A 15,255-nucleotide genomic window follows, 5' to 3' on the forward strand; every position below is an offset into this window, starting at 1 on the left:
GCGTTTTCGACCGGTGGACCGGGACCCTCCGTAGGAGGGTCCTACAGGCCGCGCCGCTTCCTCATCTGCCGCACCAGGGCCGCGGTGCCCAGCAGGGCCACCGTGGCGCCCGCGGCGCCCGCCGCCGTGGCGTCCTTGCGGCCCAGCCGGCGGCCCGCGACCGTGTGCCGGCCCTGGACCTCCTCCAGGAGCGCCGCGAGGACCTCCTCGTTGGTCCACTTCGGCCGCCAGCCCGCGTCGTGGAGCCGGCCGACGCTCACCACCCAGGGGTGCATGGTGTAGGCGAGGTCCCCGGCCGGGGACGGGGTGAGGCCGATCCGGTGCAGCCGGGCCGCGGCGCCCAGGGCGACCGCGGAGGGCAGCTCCATGCGGCGGATCCCCGACAGCTCCTCGACCTCCTCCTGCTCCAGCCAGCCCTCGCAGCCGACCGCGAACTCGCCTTCGACCTTCTCCAGGGCCGCGTACTCCAGGGCGCTGACCAGGTCGTCCACGTGGCAGAACTGCCAGGTGGGGCGGGAGCCGGCCACGACGAGCAGCCGGGGCGACTCGAAGTAGCGGGTCAGCGCCGTGTCCGTACCGCCGACGAGGACGGCCGGGCGGACCACGGTCACGTTGAGGCCGGGGTGGGCGCGGGAGCCCCGGCGGCCGAGCCGTTCGATCTCCAGGAGGTCGCCGACGCCGGTGGCCTCGGCGGTGGCCCGCAGCTCGGCGTCCTCGGAGAGCGGGATGTCGTTGTCGGGCAGCGCGCCGTAGACCATCGTCGAGGTGCACAGGACGACCCGGTGGACGCCGGCCGCGGCGGCGGCCGTGAGGACGGTCTGCGTGCCGCGCACGTTGTAGGCCGTCCGGGCGGCGGGGTCGGTCTCCAGGTCGAGGTCGACGGCGAGGTGCACGACGACGTCGGCGCCGCGCAGCTTCTCCGCGATGGCCGGATCCCGCACGTCGAGGACATGCCAGGTCGCCTCCGTGACCTCGCCGCGCCGCTCGTCGATGCCGATCACCTGCCGGACCTCGTCCGAATCGGCGAGACGCCTGGTCAGCAGGGCGCCGACACCGGTGGCGGCGCCGGTGACCGCGACGACGGGACCGCGCGCGGCGGACCGGGTTGAGTGGTTTCGCGCTCCGCGAACCTGCGGATCTGGGGAACTCACCGACCGACTCCAGTGGTTGTCTTCAGTACGTACGGGGATGACGCGTACGTACCAGGTGGCGTCCATCCTGCCGCAGGGCACGGCCCGGCGGAGACTTGAGCCCATATCCGACCCGGATGTCTACGCTGGTGTTGTGCAGCGGGCAGTCGCCGCCGGCAGAAGCCGGCGGCCCTAGGAGCCGAGGAAACCTGTGAGTGACACCCCATTCGGATTCGGCCTTCCGCCGGAGGAGCCGGAGGACGGCGACGAAGGCAAGAAGAAGGACCCCGCCGGAGGTGGCCAGGGGTCCGGCGGTCAGGGCGGCGGCAATCCGTTCGGGGCCAACCCGTTCGGATTCGGCGGTCTCCCCGGCATGGGCGGCGGCCAGGGCGGCGCGGACAATCCGTTCGCCGCGATGTTCGGGTCGATGAACCCGACGGACCTGGGCGCGGCCTTCCAGCAGCTCGGACAGATGCTGAGCTACGAGGGCGGTCCCGTGAACTGGGACATGGCCAAGCAGATCGCCCGCCAGGTGGTCGCCCAGGGCACCTCCGACGGCGTCAAGGACGCCAGCGTGGGCCCGGCCGAGAAGTCCGCGGTCGAGGAGGCGGTCCGCCTCGCCGACCTCTGGCTCGACCAGGTCACCTCGCTGCCCTCCGGGGCGAACACGGCGGTGGCGTGGAGCCGCGCCGAGTGGGTCGAGGCGACCCTCCCGGCGTGGAAGGAGCTGGTGGACCCCGTCGCCGAGCGCGTCGGCACCGCCATGGGCGACGTGCTGCCGCAGGAGATGCAGGCCATGGCCGGCCCGCTGATCGGCATGATGCGGTCGATGGGCGGCGCCATGTTCGGCCAGCAGATCGGGCAGGCCATCGGCGCGCTCGCGGGCGAGGTCGTCGGCTCGACCGACGTCGGCCTGCCGCTCGGCCCGGCCGGCCGGGCCGCGCTGCTCCCGCTGAACGTGGAGGCCTTCGGCAAGGACCTGAGCGTCCCCTTCGACGAGGTGCGGCTCTACCTGGCCCTGCGCGAGGCCGCCCACCAGCGTCTCTTCGCCCACGTGCCGTGGCTGCGGGCGCACCTCTTCGGTGCCGTCGAGTCGTACGCGCGGGGGATCAAGGTCGACACCTCGAAGCTGGAGGAGGCCGTCTCCCAGCTCGACCCGACCCACCCGGAGCAGCTTCAGGAGGCGCTCCAGTCCGGCATGTTCCAGCCGCAGGACACGCCCGAGCAGAAGGCGGCCCTGGCCCGGCTGGAGACGGCGCTCGCGCTGGTCGAGGGCTGGGTGGACGCGGTGGTCCACGAGGCCGCCAGGACCCGGCTGACCTCGGCGGACGCGCTCCGCGAGACGCTGCGCCGGCGCCGGGCCACCGGTGGTCCCGCCGAGCAGACCTTCGCCACCCTGATCGGTCTGGAGCTGCGGCCGCGCCGACTGCGGGACGCCTCCCGGCTGTGGGCCTCGCTCACCGACGCGCGGGGAGTCGACGGCCGCGACGGGCTGTGGGAGCACCCCGACATGCTGCCGACGGCGACCGACCTCGACGACCCGGACGGCTTCGTCCACCGCGAGCACCTGGACTTCTCCGAGCTGGACAAGCTGCTCGGCGAGGCGGCCGAGGGCAGGAAGGACCAGGGCGAGGACGAGCCGGGCAAGGACGGTTCCGGGGAGTGAGCCTGCACGACGACGCGGTCCTCGTCCTGAAGGGGTACGAGGGCCAGCCGGAGCTCCGCGAGCTCTACCTGGAGCATCTGGCGGCGCATCCCGACGGGATGTACAAGCCGTGCGGGGCGGGTCACCTCACCGGCAGCGCGCTGGTGATCGACCCGTCGCGCGGGCGGGTGCTGCTCACCCTGCACAAGAAGCTCGGCATGTGGCTCCAGATGGGCGGCCACTGCGAGGAGGGCGATCCGACGCTCGGGGCGGCGGCGCTGCGCGAGGCCACCGAGGAGTCGGGGATCGAGGGGCTGACGCTGCTGCCCGGCGGTCCGGTGCGGCTCGACCGGCATCCGATCCCGGCGCCCTGCCACTGGCACCTCGACGTGCAGTACGCGGCGCTGGCCCCGGCGGACGGGGTGGCGCGGATCAGCGAGGAGTCGCTGGACCTGAGGTGGTTCGCGTACGACGAGGTGGCCGCCGTCGCGGACACCTCGGTGGCGCGGCTCGTGGAGGGCACGCTGGCCCGGCTGTGAGGTGACGGCGAAGGGCCCCCGGTCTCCCGGGGGCCCTTCGCCGTCCGCCCGCTCAGTTCCAGGCGTTGTTCTGGTTCTGGGCGTGGGCGCCGTGCTGGCCGACGCCGAACTGGGCGGCGGCGCCCTGCCCGATCACCGCGTTCTGCGGGGGCATGACCTCGCTGGGCTGGACGAGGGCGAAGCCCTGGCCGAGGAAGCTGAGCTCCCAGCCCTCGCCGGTGGAGCCGCGGCGGCTGCGGACGCTGCTGTTGTGCGTCTGGGCCTGCATCTGGACCCGCAGCGAGGTGGACCAGGCGACGATCGCGTCCGCGTCGGCGCTCACGTACTTGTCCGGGGTGACCTGGAGCATCAGCGGCTGGCCGGAGGTCATGAGGGCGACCTTGCCGCGGCCGGTGATGTTGAGCTGGTACTTCCCGGTGCCGGAGACCCCGTACTGGCTGTCGACGGCGATGACCTCGGTGTGGAGGGTCGTGTCGAGAGCGAGCACGTAGGAGCTGTCCACGGTGAGGCCCTCCTGCTCGACCTCGACGATGTGGACGTACTGGGCGAGGTTGGCGAAGTAGACCGTGCCCTGGCCGGAGCAGCGCATCAGGTCGAGGCCCTCGCCGGTGCGGGCGCGGGCCTGCCGCTGGCTGCTGCTCTGGTACTCGCCGTCGAAGTCGACGAGGCCCTGGTAGGCGACCATGGCGCCCTTGCGGGCCAGGACGTCGTCGTGGCCGGTGAGGCTGACCCGCAGGAGCTGCGGGTTCTGGACGACGTACCGCTCCTGGCTCTGCTGCTCGGCGTGGTTGAAAAGCGGGCTCTGCATGATGTGTTCTCGCTCCCCCTCAGCCCCGGACCCGAAGCCGGTCGCTGCTGTCCTCGCTGGGCTGTACGACGACGATGCCCTGGCCCGAGAAGGCCATCTGGTATGCCTCGCCGCTGCCCCGCCCGATGAGGGAGGACGCCTTGAAGCTGCGCTTGCCCTTGACCTTGAGCGCCGGCGACCAGGCGACGAGCGCGTCGGGGTCGACGTAGGTCTCGTCCTCGCCGCGTCCGCAGTCGACGACGATCGGGGTGCCGCGCGAGGTGAGCGCGACCCAGCCGGTGCCGGCGATCTCCACGTTGAACAAGCCCTGGCCGGCGAACTTGGCGAGGCCCTTGACCCGCTCGACGCCCCACGTCAGGTGGGTGTCGAAGGCGAGGAGGTTGCTGCCGTTGACCGAGATCGAGTCGTTCTGGAGGTTGATCACGACCACGTCGGCGCCGTAGTCGGCGAGGTAGAGCAGGCCGTCGCCGGCGCACTTCATGATCGGCGCGCCCTCGCCGGTGGCCCACTCCTTGGCGACCTGGCGGACGGCCGGCGGGTTGGGCTCGTAGCTGATGAAGCCCTCGTAGGCGACCATCGCGCCGGCCCGGGCGTAGAGGTCCTGGCCGGTGGCCATGGCGACCTTGAGCATGGTGCGGCCGTGGTTCTCCATGCGGGCCGCGATGGGGGTCGGGGCATAGCCCGCGAGCTGCTGGTTCATGGTGTCGGGCTCCCTCAGACCTCGTACGGCTGGACGACGATGAAGTTGCCGGGGGCGCCCCGGAACTGGAGGTTCACGGTCTCCCCGCTGTGGCCGGGGTAGGCGTTGCGCCGGAGCCGGACCTGGCTGGAGAGGATGACCTGCGAGGCGGCCGACCAGGCGACGACCGCGTTGCAGTCGGCGAAGGTCGTCGGCGTGACGGGCAGGACCACGGGGACGCCGTGGGTCTTGACGATCACGGTGCCGGTCCCCTGGAACTGCATGGTGAACAGGGCCCCGCCGGGGATGCCGTGGCCCTCGATGCGACGGACCTCGTACTGGAGGGACTCGTCGAAGGCCAGCACGTTCTCCGCGGAGACGCAGATGGCGTCGCCCTGGAGCTCGATCGGGTGCAGGTGCGCGCCGTTCTCGGCGAGGAAGACCTGGCCGCGGCCGGTGCAGCGCATCAGCTGCATCTCCTGACCGGTGGCGTTGCCCACGATCCGGCCGGCGAAGCCGGCGCCCTTGTAGGAGAAGTCGACCTTCCCCTGGTACATGACCATGGAGCCCTGGCGGGCGAGGACGGGAGTGCCGCCCATGCTGAGGTCGACCCGCATGAGCTGCTGGTTCTGCGGGGTCCAGCGGGCGCCGGTCGCGGTCTCCTTGAACGGGGCGAGCGCGGCGGCGAGCCCGGCGCCGGTCGCGGGCGCGCCCTGCGGGACGCCCTGGGGCGGCATCCCCGGGGGCATGCCGGGCTGCTGGCCGTAGGGGGCGGGCTGGCCGTAGCCGGGCTGCTGGCCGTACGGGGCCTGCGGCGGCTGCCCGTAGGGGGCGCCGTGCGGCGGGGTCTGGCCCGGGATCTGCCCGTAGGGGGCCTGCGGCGGCTGCCCGTACGGGCCGGGGGCCGGAGCCGGCGGCGGCACGGGAGCGGGGGCGAGCGGCGCGACCATGGTGGGCTGGGTGTGCACCGGCTGCGGGGCGGGGGGCGGGGTGGGCGGCTGCGCGCCGTATCCGGGCTGCGGGGTGCCGTAGCCGGGGGCAGGGGCGGCCGGGGCCGGGGCAGCGGGGGCGCCGAAGGCCGGCGGGGCCGCGGCCTGGGCGGGGGCGCCGAAGGCGGGGGCGGCCTGCTGGGGGGCGGCCGGCTGCTGGGCGGCCGGCTCCTCCTCCATGACCTCTCCGCCGAAGTTCCGCAGCAGCGCTTCCAGGCCGCCGTCGAAGCCCTGTCCGACGGCGGCGAAGCGCCACACGTCCTTCAGGTAGAAGTCGCCGAGCATGACCGCGCGCTCGGTGGAGAACTCCGCTCCGGTGAAGGCGTAGCGGGCGACCTCCTCGCCGCCGGCGACGATCCGGATCCAGCCGGGGCCGACCTGCGACATCTGGCCGTTGCCGTCGATGGTGGCGGTGAAGGCGAGCTTGTGGATCTGCGGGGGGATCCGGTCGAGGGTGACACGGAAGGACTCGGTGTCCCCGGCCTGCGCCCCGAGCTGCTGGATGGACTCCTCGGGCGACTTCGGCTGGTTGAAGAAGACGAAGTACCGGTCGTCCGACAGCCGCTCGTCGGCGTCGAGCCCGAAGCAGCTGATGTCGAAGGTGAGCCCGGGAGCCGAGATCTGCACGCCCACGTACAGATCGGTGCCCGCGGTCAGATCACTGATCTTGGCCTTGTGGCCGCGTTGGAATTCCCTGGCCATGCGTAACGACCGTCCCCCATCCCGATGGCGAATGACTCGCGCCAGGCTAACCGCTGGGGCCGACATTGAGACAGGGGAGGTCGGATCCGGTACCGAATCGGGAAAAAGGACGTCAGGGCCCGGGCTCCCCGCCCGGCGGGTGCGGGAGGCGGTCGGCGGCGACCACTCCTTCGAGGTATCCCCGGGCCCGCTCGGTGCGGGGGTACGCCTCCAGGAGCCGCCAGAAACCGGGGCCGTGGCCGGGGACGAGGAGGTGGGCGAGCTCGTGCAGGAGGACGTAGTCGACGACGTACTCGGGCATCCCCTGGAGGCGGTGGGAGAGCCGGATGGTTCCCTCGGCGGGGGTGCAGGAGCCCCAGCGGCTGTTCTGGTTGGTGACCCAGCGGACCGAGTCGGGCCGGGCCCCGCCGTCGAGGTAGCGCTCGGAGAGACGGGCGGCCCGCTCGGCGAGTTCGGCGTCGCCGCGGGTGGCGCGGCGCTCCTTGTCCCGGTCCTTGGCGTCGAGCTTCTCCAGCATCATCCCGACCCAGCGGCGCTCCTCGGCCTCCGACATCCGGGCCGGGATGAGGACGATCGTGCGGTCCCCCTCGCGGTAGGCGGAGACGGAACGGGTGCGGCGGGCGCTCCTGCGGATCTCGACTGGCACGTCCTCGACCGTACCCGGCGGGCCCGACGGAATCCCCTTCGTATGACCTATATGACTTTCAAGTGGGCCTGTGGACAACTCCGGGCACCGTTCCGGGCCGGTGGGCACTCTGGTCGTGGAGAGAACACGGAGCGCGACGGGGGTGGGGATGCATCCGATGGTGAAGCCGGCACTGCGCCGGGCGTGGCGGAGTCTGACCTGTGTGCAGTACGGGGTGGCACCGGCGCACGCGGTGGTGCTGGATCCGGTGGACGCGGCGACGGGCCGGCTGCTCGGACTGATGGACGGGACGCGCGGGACGGCGCTGCTGCGGGCGGAGGCGGCGGCGCTGGGGCTGCCGGAGGGGCGGCTCGACGCCCTGCTGGGACGGCTCGCGGCGGTGGGGCTGCTCGTGGAGGCCGCCGCCGGTCGGCCGGGGCGGGCGGGTCCCGCGGCCGGGGCGGTGGACACGGCGCTCGACCCGCTGCGGGCGGACCTGGCCGCGCTGTCGGTGGTGTGCCCGGAGCCGGAGCGGGCGCTGGCGGCGCTCGCGGCCCGGCGGGAGCGGCGGGTGCGGGTGCGGGGTGCCGGGCGGGTGGGAGCGATGGTGGCGGCGCTGCTCGCGGCGGCGGGCGTCGGCGGGGTGGAGGTGGTGGACGGGGGCCGGGTCGAAGCGTGGGAGACGGCGCCGGGCGGGCTGCCGGCCGAGGCGGTCGGCGAGCGGCGGGTGGCGGCGGCACGGCGGCTGGTGGGGCGCTGGTCGCGCGGTCCGGTGGCGGCGCGGCGGGCGGGCCGGCGGACGGCCACGGGTGACGGGGACGGCGGGGCCGCGGTGTCACTCGTGGTGGTGACGGATCGGGACGGGATCGGGGTGCGGGTGCCGGACCCGGTGGCGGCGGAGCCGTGGATGGCGGCCGGGGTGCCCCATCTGTACGCGGGGGTGCTGGAGGCGACGGGGGTGGTGGGGCCGCTGGTGCTCCCCGGCGGGACCGCGTGCGCCCGGTGCCTCCAGGAGACGGCGACGGACCGGGACCCGGCCTGGCCGCGGCTGCTCGCGCAGTGGCGTTCGGGGGCGCCGCATCCGCTGCCGGCCTGTGACGTGGCGCTGGCGACGGCGGTGGCGGGGCTGGCCGCCGCGCACGCGCTGGCCTTCCTGGACGGGGAGTTGCCGGCGAGCACCGGGACCCGGTGGGAGGCTGCCATGCCGTCGCTGGGGTGGCGGTCCGAGCGGCTGGTCCCGCACCCGGCCTGTCCCTGTGGGGCCGCTCGGGGCAGGGTGGGGGTGGGCGCCCCGGCCGCCGGGGAGGCTCGGTCCACAATGGCGGGGCGCAGCCCTGCGCGGCACGGCAGTCTGGGAATTGGAGGGGCGCATGTCTGATCTTCCCCGGAAGGCGGTCACCCGGACCGCCAAGTTGGCCGCGTTGCCGCTGGGCTTCGCGGGCCGGGCCACCTGGGGTCTGGGCAAACGGATCGGGGGCAAGTCGGCGGAGTTCGTCGCCCGCGAGCTCCAGGAGCGGACGGCCGAGCAGTTGTTCAAGGTGCTCGGCGAACTCAAGGGCGGGGCCATGAAGTTCGGCCAGGCGCTCTCGGTCTTCGAGTCGGCCCTGCCGGAGGAGATCGCCGGCCCCTACCGGGTGGCGCTGACGAAGCTTCAGGAGGCGGCGCCGCCGATGCCGGTGCGGACGGTGCACGGGGTCCTGGAGGAGCGGCTCGGGGCCCAGTGGCGGGAGCTGTTCCTGGAGTTCGAGGACAAGCCGGCGGCGGCCGCGTCGATCGGGCAGGTGCACCGGGCCGTCTGGCACGACGGGCGCGAGGTCGCGGTCAAGGTGCAGTACCCGGGCGCCGGGGAGGCGCTGTTGTCGGACCTGGCGCAGCTGGGCCGGTTCGCCCGGCTGCTCGGGCCGCTGGTGCCGGGCATCGAGGTGAAGCCGCTCATCGCGGAGCTGCGCGAGCGGGTGTCCGAGGAGCTGGACTACGCCCTGGAGGCGCGGGCCCAGCGGGAGCACGCCGAGGTCTTCGCGGACGATCCGGACGTGGTGGTGCCGGAGGTGGTGCACCAGGCGGAGCAGGTGCTGGTGACCGAGTGGATGGACGGGATCCCGCTCGCGGAGGTGATCGCGGAAGGCGGTCAGGAGCAGCGGGACCGGGCGGGGCAGCTGCTCGCCCGGTTCCTCTTCTCGGGTCCGGCGCGGACCGGACTGCTGCACGCCGATCCGCACCCGGGGAACTTCCGGCTGCTGCCGGCCGCCGACGGATCGGACGATCCGGCCGGGTGGCGGCTCGGGGTCCTCGACTTCGGCACGGTGGACCGTCTGCCGGGCGGGCTTCCGGAGACGATCGGGACCTGTCTGCGGATGACCCTGGCCGGCGAGGCCGAGCCGGTGTACGCGCTGCTGCGGTCGGAGGGCTTCGTGAAGGAGTCGGTGGCCCTCGACCCGGAGGAGGTGCTGGAGTACCTGCTGCCGATCATCGAACCGGCGGAGGCGGAGTCCTTCGTCTTCACCCGGGGCTGGATGCGGACGCAGGCGGCCCGGATCGCCGACCCCCGCTCCCCCGCGCACCAGCTGGGGCGGCAGCTGAACCTGCCGCCCTCGTACCTGCTGATCCACCGGGTGACGCTGTCGACGATCGGCGTGCTGTGCCAGCTGAACGCGACGGTGCGGCTGCGGGACGAGCTGACCGCCTGGCTGCCCGGCTTCGAGGCGGCGTCCTAGCGGGCGGCGGGCGCTCACCACCAGGAGGAGTCGAGGCGGCCCTCGATGGCCCGGATGTTGGCACGGGCGCAGTCCTCGCAGAAGTACTGGCGGCGGCCGTTCTCGACGGAGCAGGTCCAGGTGATCGGGAGGGTGTCGGCGGTCCTGCCGCAGCGTGCGCAGGCCACGGGCTCCTCCGCGGCGCGGGGCTCGTTCATTCTCGGACGATAGCCCGGCGGGACGGTCGCGGCCGGGCAACGCACCGCGGGGGCGCCTCGTGGGCGCTCAGTTCATGACGGCCATGGCGAGGGCGCGGCGGGCGCGCAGCGAGACGCGCTCGGCGCGGCGCTGCATGCGCCGGGCGGCGATCAGGCGCGCGGCCTGACGTTCCGCGTCGGCCTCACGCCGGCGCTCGTGCATATGGGCACGGGCCAGGGCTTCTGGGATGAGTTGCATGTCACGGGTCCTGTTCTGACGCGACGCGGGGGCGCCGGCGGTGGAGAAGTCGGGGGTAGCGGAGCGGATGGGCTCGGTGGCGGGCGTGGTCATCGGGGCCTGCTTCTGGGGATCGTGCGTGAGGGGATGGTCGATCGTTCCGGTGCGCCTGGGGGCCTTGTGGGGTGCCTCCCAGGTCAGGGCGGTCATGCCGCGACCGGGTTCTTGCGCGGACGGCCGCGGGGCCGCTTGCGGGCGACGACCACGCCCTGGACGAAGAGCTCGCCGCCCCAGACACCCCAGGGCTCACGGCGCTCCTTGGCGCCGGCGAGACAGGCCGCGACCAGCGGGCAGGTCTTGCAGAGGGACTTGGCGTACTCGACGTCGGCCGGGGACTCGGCGAAGAAGACCTCCGGGTCGTAGGCCCGGCAGGGGACCGGGACGCCGAGGTTCTCGATGGCGTCGTCGAGCGCGGTGAGCGATGTCAGGGGGGTCAAGGCGTGGTCCTCCGTGAGGCCGGACGGGGGGATCGTTTCGGAAGGCGGTACGGACGGGGCGTGCGCTTCGAGTTGCACGGGTGTCTTTCCTCGTCTGGTCGTTCCGGCCGGTCGGCCGGGTCTTCGGCTGGTACCGGGTTTCTTGTCCCGAGGCCCCTTCGCTCCGTCGTCCCCGTTCGGGGACAAACAGAAGGGCCGCGGATCCCGGGTGGGGTTCCGCGGCCCTGAAGGCGCCGGCCTGATCAGGTCAGGCTGGATCACTCCAGGGTTCGAGCCCACGGAAGGCCCACATCGTGTGGTGCTGCGTCGTCTGCTGCTTGCCGGCACCGGCTGCCGCAAAGCCATAGGCCGTGATTCCGGCCTTGGTCTCTTCAGCCACCCGTGCCTTGGTCGGTCGCTCATCGCGCTCGATGACGGACATGCCGCGGCCGGACAGACCGGTGACGGGCAGACCGCTGCCAAGAAGCGCAAAGGCGGAGAAGCCGAGCGAGCAGGCGGAGACGACCGAGCGATCGGTCATTTTGGCGGTGCTGACGACGGTGTTGCTCTTGATGTTGCTGATCACTGGAATCGCCTCCTCTCGGCGTCTCGGAGAGCTCGGGGGTGAGCCGGGCTCTCGATGTTCATTTGGACAAGTACAGCACGAGGCAGTGCTTCTTTTGAAGCCGCTGCTGCGTGGTTAAGAACCTATGGGGCTTGACGGGGCGGGCGCAAACTATTTTTCCCACGAGTTTCGATCAGTCGTCCCCGGCCTCCGCCGCACCTTCCTCACCCCTGTCCTCACCTGCGCAGATGGCCAGGACGTCGGCTCCGAAGCGGTCCAGCTTGCGGGCGCCGACCCCGGCGATCACGGCGAGCTCCCCGCCGGAGGCGGGGACCCGCTCGGCGATCGCCATGAGCGTCTTGTCGGTGAAGACGCAATAGGCGGGCTGGCCGAGCTCGCCGGCCCGGACGGCACGCCAGTCGCGCAGCCGCTCGTACAGGCCCTCGTCCATGTCGGAGGGGCAGTCCTCGCAGCGGAGCAGCTTCATCGCGCCGGCCTCGGTGAGGGTGGTGCCGCAGACCCGGCAGCGGACGGGGCCGCGCGGGCGGCGGCGGACGCCCTCGCCGAGCGGGCCGCCCGAGGCGCCCCGCTCGATGCCGCCGGCCGCGCCGTATCCGCCGGCCCGGCTGCCGGAGCCGGGGCGCAGTCCCTTGAGGAAGCGGCTCGGGACGCGGGAGGCGCGGCCGCCCGGGGAGCGGGAGAGCGCCCAGGAGAGCGTCAGGTGGACGCGGGCGCGGGTGACGCCGACGTACAGCAGCCGGCGCTCCTCCTCGATCTGCTCGTCCGTCTTGGCGTAGGTGATCGGCAGCATGCCGTCGGTGAGGCCGACCAGGAAGACGGCGTCCCACTCCAGGCCCTTGGCGGCGTGCAGCGAGGCGAGGGTGACGCCCTGGACGGTGGGGGCGTGCTGGGCCGCGGCCCGCTCGTCCAGCTCGGCGACGAGGTCGGAGAGGGTGGCGCCGGGGCGGGCGGCGGCGAAGTCGTCGGCGAGCCGGGCGAGCGCGGCGAGCGACTCCCACCGGTCGCGGACGGCGCCGGAGCCGGCCGGCGGCACACGGGACCAGCCTTGGCCGGAAAGCACCGCTCGCACCTGGGCGGGGAGGTCGTCGGCGCCGTCGAGGAGCGAGTCGTTGGCGCCGAAGCGGGCCGCGCCGCGCAGGGCCGCGCCCGCCTCCCTTACCTCCTGGCGCTCGAAGAAGCGCTCGGCGCCGCGCAGCTGGTAGGGGACGCCGGCGTCGGCGAGGGCCTGCTCGTAGACCTCCGACTGGGCGTTGATCCGGTAGAGGACGGCGATCTCGCCGGCCGGGACGCCGGCCGCGATCAGGTCGCGGACCCGGCGGGCGGTGCCCTCGGCCTCGGCGGGCTCGTCGCCGTACTCGGTGTAGACCGGCTCGGGGCCCGTCCCGCGCTGGGAGACCAGCTCCAGGCGGTGGTCGGCGGCCCGGCCGCTCGCCTGGTTGAGCAGGCCGTTGGCCAGGTGGACGACCTGGGGGGTGGAGCGGTAGTCGCGGATCAGCTTGACCACGGTCGCGCGCGGGTGGCGGACGCGGAAGTCCAGCAGGTGGTCGGGGGTGGCGCCGGTGAAGGAGTAGATGGTCTGGCTGGCGTCGCCGACCACGCAGAGGCTGTCCCGCTCCCCCAGCCACAGCTCCAGGAGACGCTGCTGGAGCGGGGAGACGTCCTGGTACTCGTCGACGACGAAGTGCTGGTACTGGCTTCGGATCTGCTCGGCGATGTCGTGGCGGTCCTGGAGGATGCCGACGGTGAGCAGCAGCACGTCCTCGAAGTCGATCACCGAGCGCTCGCCCTTGAGCTGCTCGTACATCGCGTAGAGCTGGCCGATCTCGGCCGGGTCCCGGGGGGCGTCCCGCCGGGAGCAGGCGACGGCCGCCGGGTAGTCGGCGGGCACGGTCTGGGTGACCTTGGCCCACTCGATCTCCGCGGTGACGTCCCTCAGCTCGTTCCGGTCGAGCCGGACCCGGCAGCGGGCGGCGGCCTCGGCGACCAGCTGGACCTTCCGCTCGACGAGCCGGGGCAGCGGACCACCGATCGCTTTCGGCCAGAAGAACTGGAGCTGCCGGAGGGCCGCCGAGTGGAAGGTGCGGGCCTGCACCCCGCCCGCGCCGAGCTGCCGGAGCCGGCCGCGCATCTCGCCCGCGGCGCGGTTGGTGAAGGTGACGGCGAGCACGCTCGCGGGCGCCAGCACGCCGGCCCGCACCCCGTAGGCGATCCGGTGGGTGATCGCCCGCGTCTTGCCCGTGCCGGCGCCCGCGAGGACGCACACCGGGCCGTGCAGGGCCAGGGCGACCTCGCGCTGCTCCGGGTCGAGCCCGTCGAGCACCGCGTCGGCGGTCTCCGGGACCCGCGGGAAGAGAGGGGAGTGCGTTGCTGCTGTCACTCCGCCATGCTGCCAGGTCGGGCGGGCCGGTGCGGCGCGTCGTCCACAGGCCGGGGGCCGTGGTCGTACGGTCGCATGATCGTCCCGGCCGGTCAGGACGGGACGGGGGCGGGACGGGGGCGGGACGGGGCGGACGGCGCCGGACCGGACCGGCCAGGACGGGACGGGGCGGGGAGCGCAGGGACGAGAACCGGACAGGGGGAGCCGGGGCGGGACGGGAAGCGGCGTAGCTCACCCGGCGTGCGGGAATGGCCGGCCCGGTGGCGTACGTTCTCCCTTCGGCACCGACCCCCGACCCAAGAGGAGCGCCTGGCCATGCAGGGCACCGTGACGATGTACAGCACCGAGTGGTGCGGCTACTGCCGCCGGCTGAAGGGCCAGATGGACCGCGAGGGCATCGCCTACACCGAGATCAACATCGAGCTGGACCCCGCGTCGGCCGCGTTCGTCGAGCAGGCCAACGGCGGCAACCAGACCGTCCCGACCGTCCTCTTCCCGGACGGTTCGACGCTGACGAACCCGTCGCTCGCCCAGGTCAAGCAGAAGCTCGACGCCTGACCCGCGCACAGCGAGGAGCCCCCGCCGGACCGGTCCGGCGGGGGCTCCTCGGCGTTCAGGCCACGTCGCCGGGCTTCGGCAGCGGCTTGCCGTACCAGAGCTCGATCAGACGGGAGGCGATCGAGATGCCGTACGGCGGCAGGATCTCGCCCGAGGCGAAGCCGGCCTCCAGGTCCTCTCGGGAGAACCAGCGGGCCTCGTGGATCTCCTCGCCGTCCACCTCGATCTCCGGGGAGGTGGCCCGGGCGAAGAAGCCCAGCATCAGGCTGGACGGGAAGGGCCACGGCTGGCTGGCCACGTACGAGACCTCGCCGATGGTGACGCCGGCCTCCTCGAAGACCTCCCTGACCACCGCCTGCTCGATCGCCTCGCCCGGCTCGACGAAGCCGGCGAGCGTGGAGAAGCGGCCCTCGGGCCAGTGCACCTGGCGGCCGAGCAGCGCCCGGTCCTGGTCGTCGGTGACCAGCATGATCACGGCCGGGTCGGTCCGCGGGTAGTGCTCGGCGCCACAGGTCGGGCAGCGGCGCACGTGGCCGGCGGCCGCGATCACCGTGCGGTCGCCGCAGCGGGAGCAGAAGCGGTGCAGGCGCTGCCAGTTCTCCAGGGCCACCGCGTGGGTCATCAGGCCCGCGTCGCGCGGCGAGAGGAGCAGACCGGCCTCGCGCAGGCCCGCCGGACGCGCCGACTGGTCCATGCGGCCCGGCAGCGAGTCCTTCTGGAGCGCGAAGTAGGAGACCCCTTCGGTGTCGGTGCCGAGGAAGTAGCGGTGGGTCTCGGTCATCGGCGCCTCGAACGCCGGGGTCATGACGAGCTCGGTGGTGCCGTCGGGCCGGTCGTCGATCAGCACCTGGCCGCCGGAGACCACGAAGACACGGGTGGTCGGGTGGCTCCAGGCGGCCGCCAGCCACGCCTCGTCGAGGCGGTGGTGGGCGGCGCGGTCGATCCCACTCGGGGCGGTGAGCGAGATCGGGTGGTCCGCGAACGCGTCGTTCAAGGTGCTCACAGGTGCTTCC

The 15,255-nt window shown here is 73.4% G+C and carries 16 protein-coding genes; 5 read left to right on the forward strand and 11 right to left on the reverse strand.

Going from position 1 to position 15,255, the window contains the following annotated elements; all coding sequences use genetic code 11:
* Positions 1-41 precede the first annotated feature (41 nt).
* Positions 42-1,151, reverse strand: coding sequence for an SDR family oxidoreductase (locus tag ACFQ8C_RS07180; RefSeq protein WP_383453120.1), 1,110 nt, complete (start codon positions 1,149-1,151; stop codon positions 42-44).
* Between the two features lie 190 nt (positions 1,152-1,341).
* Between ACFQ8C_RS07180 and ACFQ8C_RS07185 the strand changes: the two genes are divergently transcribed.
* The gene (locus tag ACFQ8C_RS07185; RefSeq protein WP_383453121.1) at positions 1,342-2,796 is read left to right on the forward strand and encodes a zinc-dependent metalloprotease; all 1,455 of its coding nucleotides are present in this window, start codon (positions 1,342-1,344) and stop codon (positions 2,794-2,796) included.
* Positions 2,793-3,314 (forward strand): NUDIX hydrolase, encoded by a 522-nt coding sequence (locus ACFQ8C_RS07190; RefSeq protein ID WP_383453123.1) that lies wholly within the window; start codon positions 2,793-2,795, stop codon positions 3,312-3,314. Before ACFQ8C_RS07185 ends, ACFQ8C_RS07190 begins: the two co-directional genes overlap by 4 nt.
* A gap of 52 nt (positions 3,315-3,366) precedes the next feature.
* On the opposite strand, the gene ACFQ8C_RS07195 is transcribed toward ACFQ8C_RS07190, so the two are convergent.
* The 4 genes from ACFQ8C_RS07195 to ACFQ8C_RS07210 all read right to left on the reverse strand — a co-directional run bounded on the left by ACFQ8C_RS07195 (position 3,367) and on the right by ACFQ8C_RS07210 (position 7,189).
* Positions 3,367-4,122 carry an AIM24 family protein gene (locus ACFQ8C_RS07195; protein WP_383453125.1) on the reverse strand — a complete coding sequence of 252 codons (756 nt, stop codon included), beginning with the start codon at positions 4,120-4,122 and terminating at the stop codon, positions 3,367-3,369.
* 19 nt (positions 4,123-4,141) lie between these two features.
* Positions 4,142-4,822 carry an AIM24 family protein gene (locus ACFQ8C_RS07200; RefSeq protein ID WP_383453127.1) on the reverse strand — a complete coding sequence of 227 codons (681 nt, stop codon included), beginning with the start codon at positions 4,820-4,822 and terminating at the stop codon, positions 4,142-4,144.
* A 14-nt stretch (positions 4,823-4,836) separates the two neighbouring features.
* A complete protein-coding gene (locus ACFQ8C_RS07205; protein ID WP_383453129.1) occupies positions 4,837-6,492 on the reverse strand; it encodes a TerD family protein in 1,656 nt (551 codons plus the stop codon).
* A 112-nt stretch (positions 6,493-6,604) separates the two neighbouring features.
* The gene (locus ACFQ8C_RS07210) at positions 6,605-7,189 is read right to left on the reverse strand and encodes a M48 family metallopeptidase (protein WP_383453186.1); all 585 of its coding nucleotides are present in this window, start codon (positions 7,187-7,189) and stop codon (positions 6,605-6,607) included.
* A 97-nt stretch (positions 7,190-7,286) separates the two neighbouring features.
* Here ACFQ8C_RS07210 and ACFQ8C_RS07215 point away from each other — a divergent pair, with 97 nt between their 5' ends.
* Both ACFQ8C_RS07215 and ACFQ8C_RS07220 read left to right on the forward strand, forming a co-directional pair.
* Complete coding sequence (locus ACFQ8C_RS07215) at positions 7,287-8,495, forward strand: TOMM precursor leader peptide-binding protein (RefSeq protein WP_383453131.1); 1,209 nt, start codon at positions 7,287-7,289, stop codon at positions 8,493-8,495.
* Positions 8,488-9,831, forward strand: a complete 1,344-nt coding sequence (locus ACFQ8C_RS07220; RefSeq protein WP_383453133.1) for an ABC1 kinase family protein — start codon at positions 8,488-8,490, stop codon at positions 9,829-9,831. The genes ACFQ8C_RS07215 and ACFQ8C_RS07220 overlap by 8 nt, the downstream gene beginning before the upstream one ends.
* A gap of 14 nt (positions 9,832-9,845) precedes the next feature.
* Here the strand turns inward: ACFQ8C_RS07220 and ACFQ8C_RS07225 are convergent, their stop codons facing one another.
* From ACFQ8C_RS07225 to ACFQ8C_RS07245, 5 genes are all read right to left on the reverse strand, one after another.
* Positions 9,846-10,028, reverse strand: a complete 183-nt coding sequence (locus ACFQ8C_RS07225; protein WP_383453135.1) for a hypothetical protein — start codon at positions 10,026-10,028, stop codon at positions 9,846-9,848.
* Positions 10,029-10,095: 67 nt separating this feature from the next.
* The gene (locus ACFQ8C_RS07230; protein ID WP_383453137.1) at positions 10,096-10,455 is read right to left on the reverse strand and encodes a hypothetical protein; all 360 of its coding nucleotides are present in this window, start codon (positions 10,453-10,455) and stop codon (positions 10,096-10,098) included.
* Entirely contained in the window at positions 10,452-10,820 is a 369-nt protein-coding gene (locus tag ACFQ8C_RS07235; RefSeq protein WP_031013886.1) for a WhiB family transcriptional regulator, read from the reverse strand. Before ACFQ8C_RS07235 ends, ACFQ8C_RS07230 begins: the two co-directional genes overlap by 4 nt.
* A 169-nt stretch (positions 10,821-10,989) precedes the next feature.
* Positions 10,990-11,304: a hypothetical protein gene (locus ACFQ8C_RS07240; protein ID WP_383453188.1), complete on the reverse strand. Its 315-nt coding sequence runs from the start codon at positions 11,302-11,304 to the stop codon at positions 10,990-10,992.
* A gap of 175 nt (positions 11,305-11,479) precedes the next feature.
* Positions 11,480-13,684 carry an ATP-dependent DNA helicase UvrD2 gene (locus tag ACFQ8C_RS07245; protein WP_383453139.1) on the reverse strand — a complete coding sequence of 735 codons (2,205 nt, stop codon included), beginning with the start codon at positions 13,682-13,684 and terminating at the stop codon, positions 11,480-11,482.
* A 315-nt stretch (positions 13,685-13,999) separates the two neighbouring features.
* Here ACFQ8C_RS07245 and ACFQ8C_RS07250 point away from each other — a divergent pair, with 315 nt between their 5' ends.
* Positions 14,000-14,242, forward strand: a complete 243-nt coding sequence (locus ACFQ8C_RS07250; protein WP_383453141.1) for a mycoredoxin — start codon at positions 14,000-14,002, stop codon at positions 14,240-14,242.
* 55 nt (positions 14,243-14,297) lie between these two features.
* Here ACFQ8C_RS07250 and nudC read toward each other — a convergent pair whose 3' ends face one another.
* Positions 14,298-15,245 (reverse strand): NAD(+) diphosphatase, encoded by a 948-nt coding sequence (gene nudC / locus ACFQ8C_RS07255; protein ID WP_383453143.1) that lies wholly within the window; start codon positions 15,243-15,245, stop codon positions 14,298-14,300.
* Positions 15,246-15,255 lie beyond the last annotated feature (10 nt).

The organism is Streptomyces sp. NPDC056503, assembly GCF_042794995.1.
Lineage (GTDB): Bacteria > Actinomycetota > Actinomycetes > Streptomycetales > Streptomycetaceae > Streptomyces.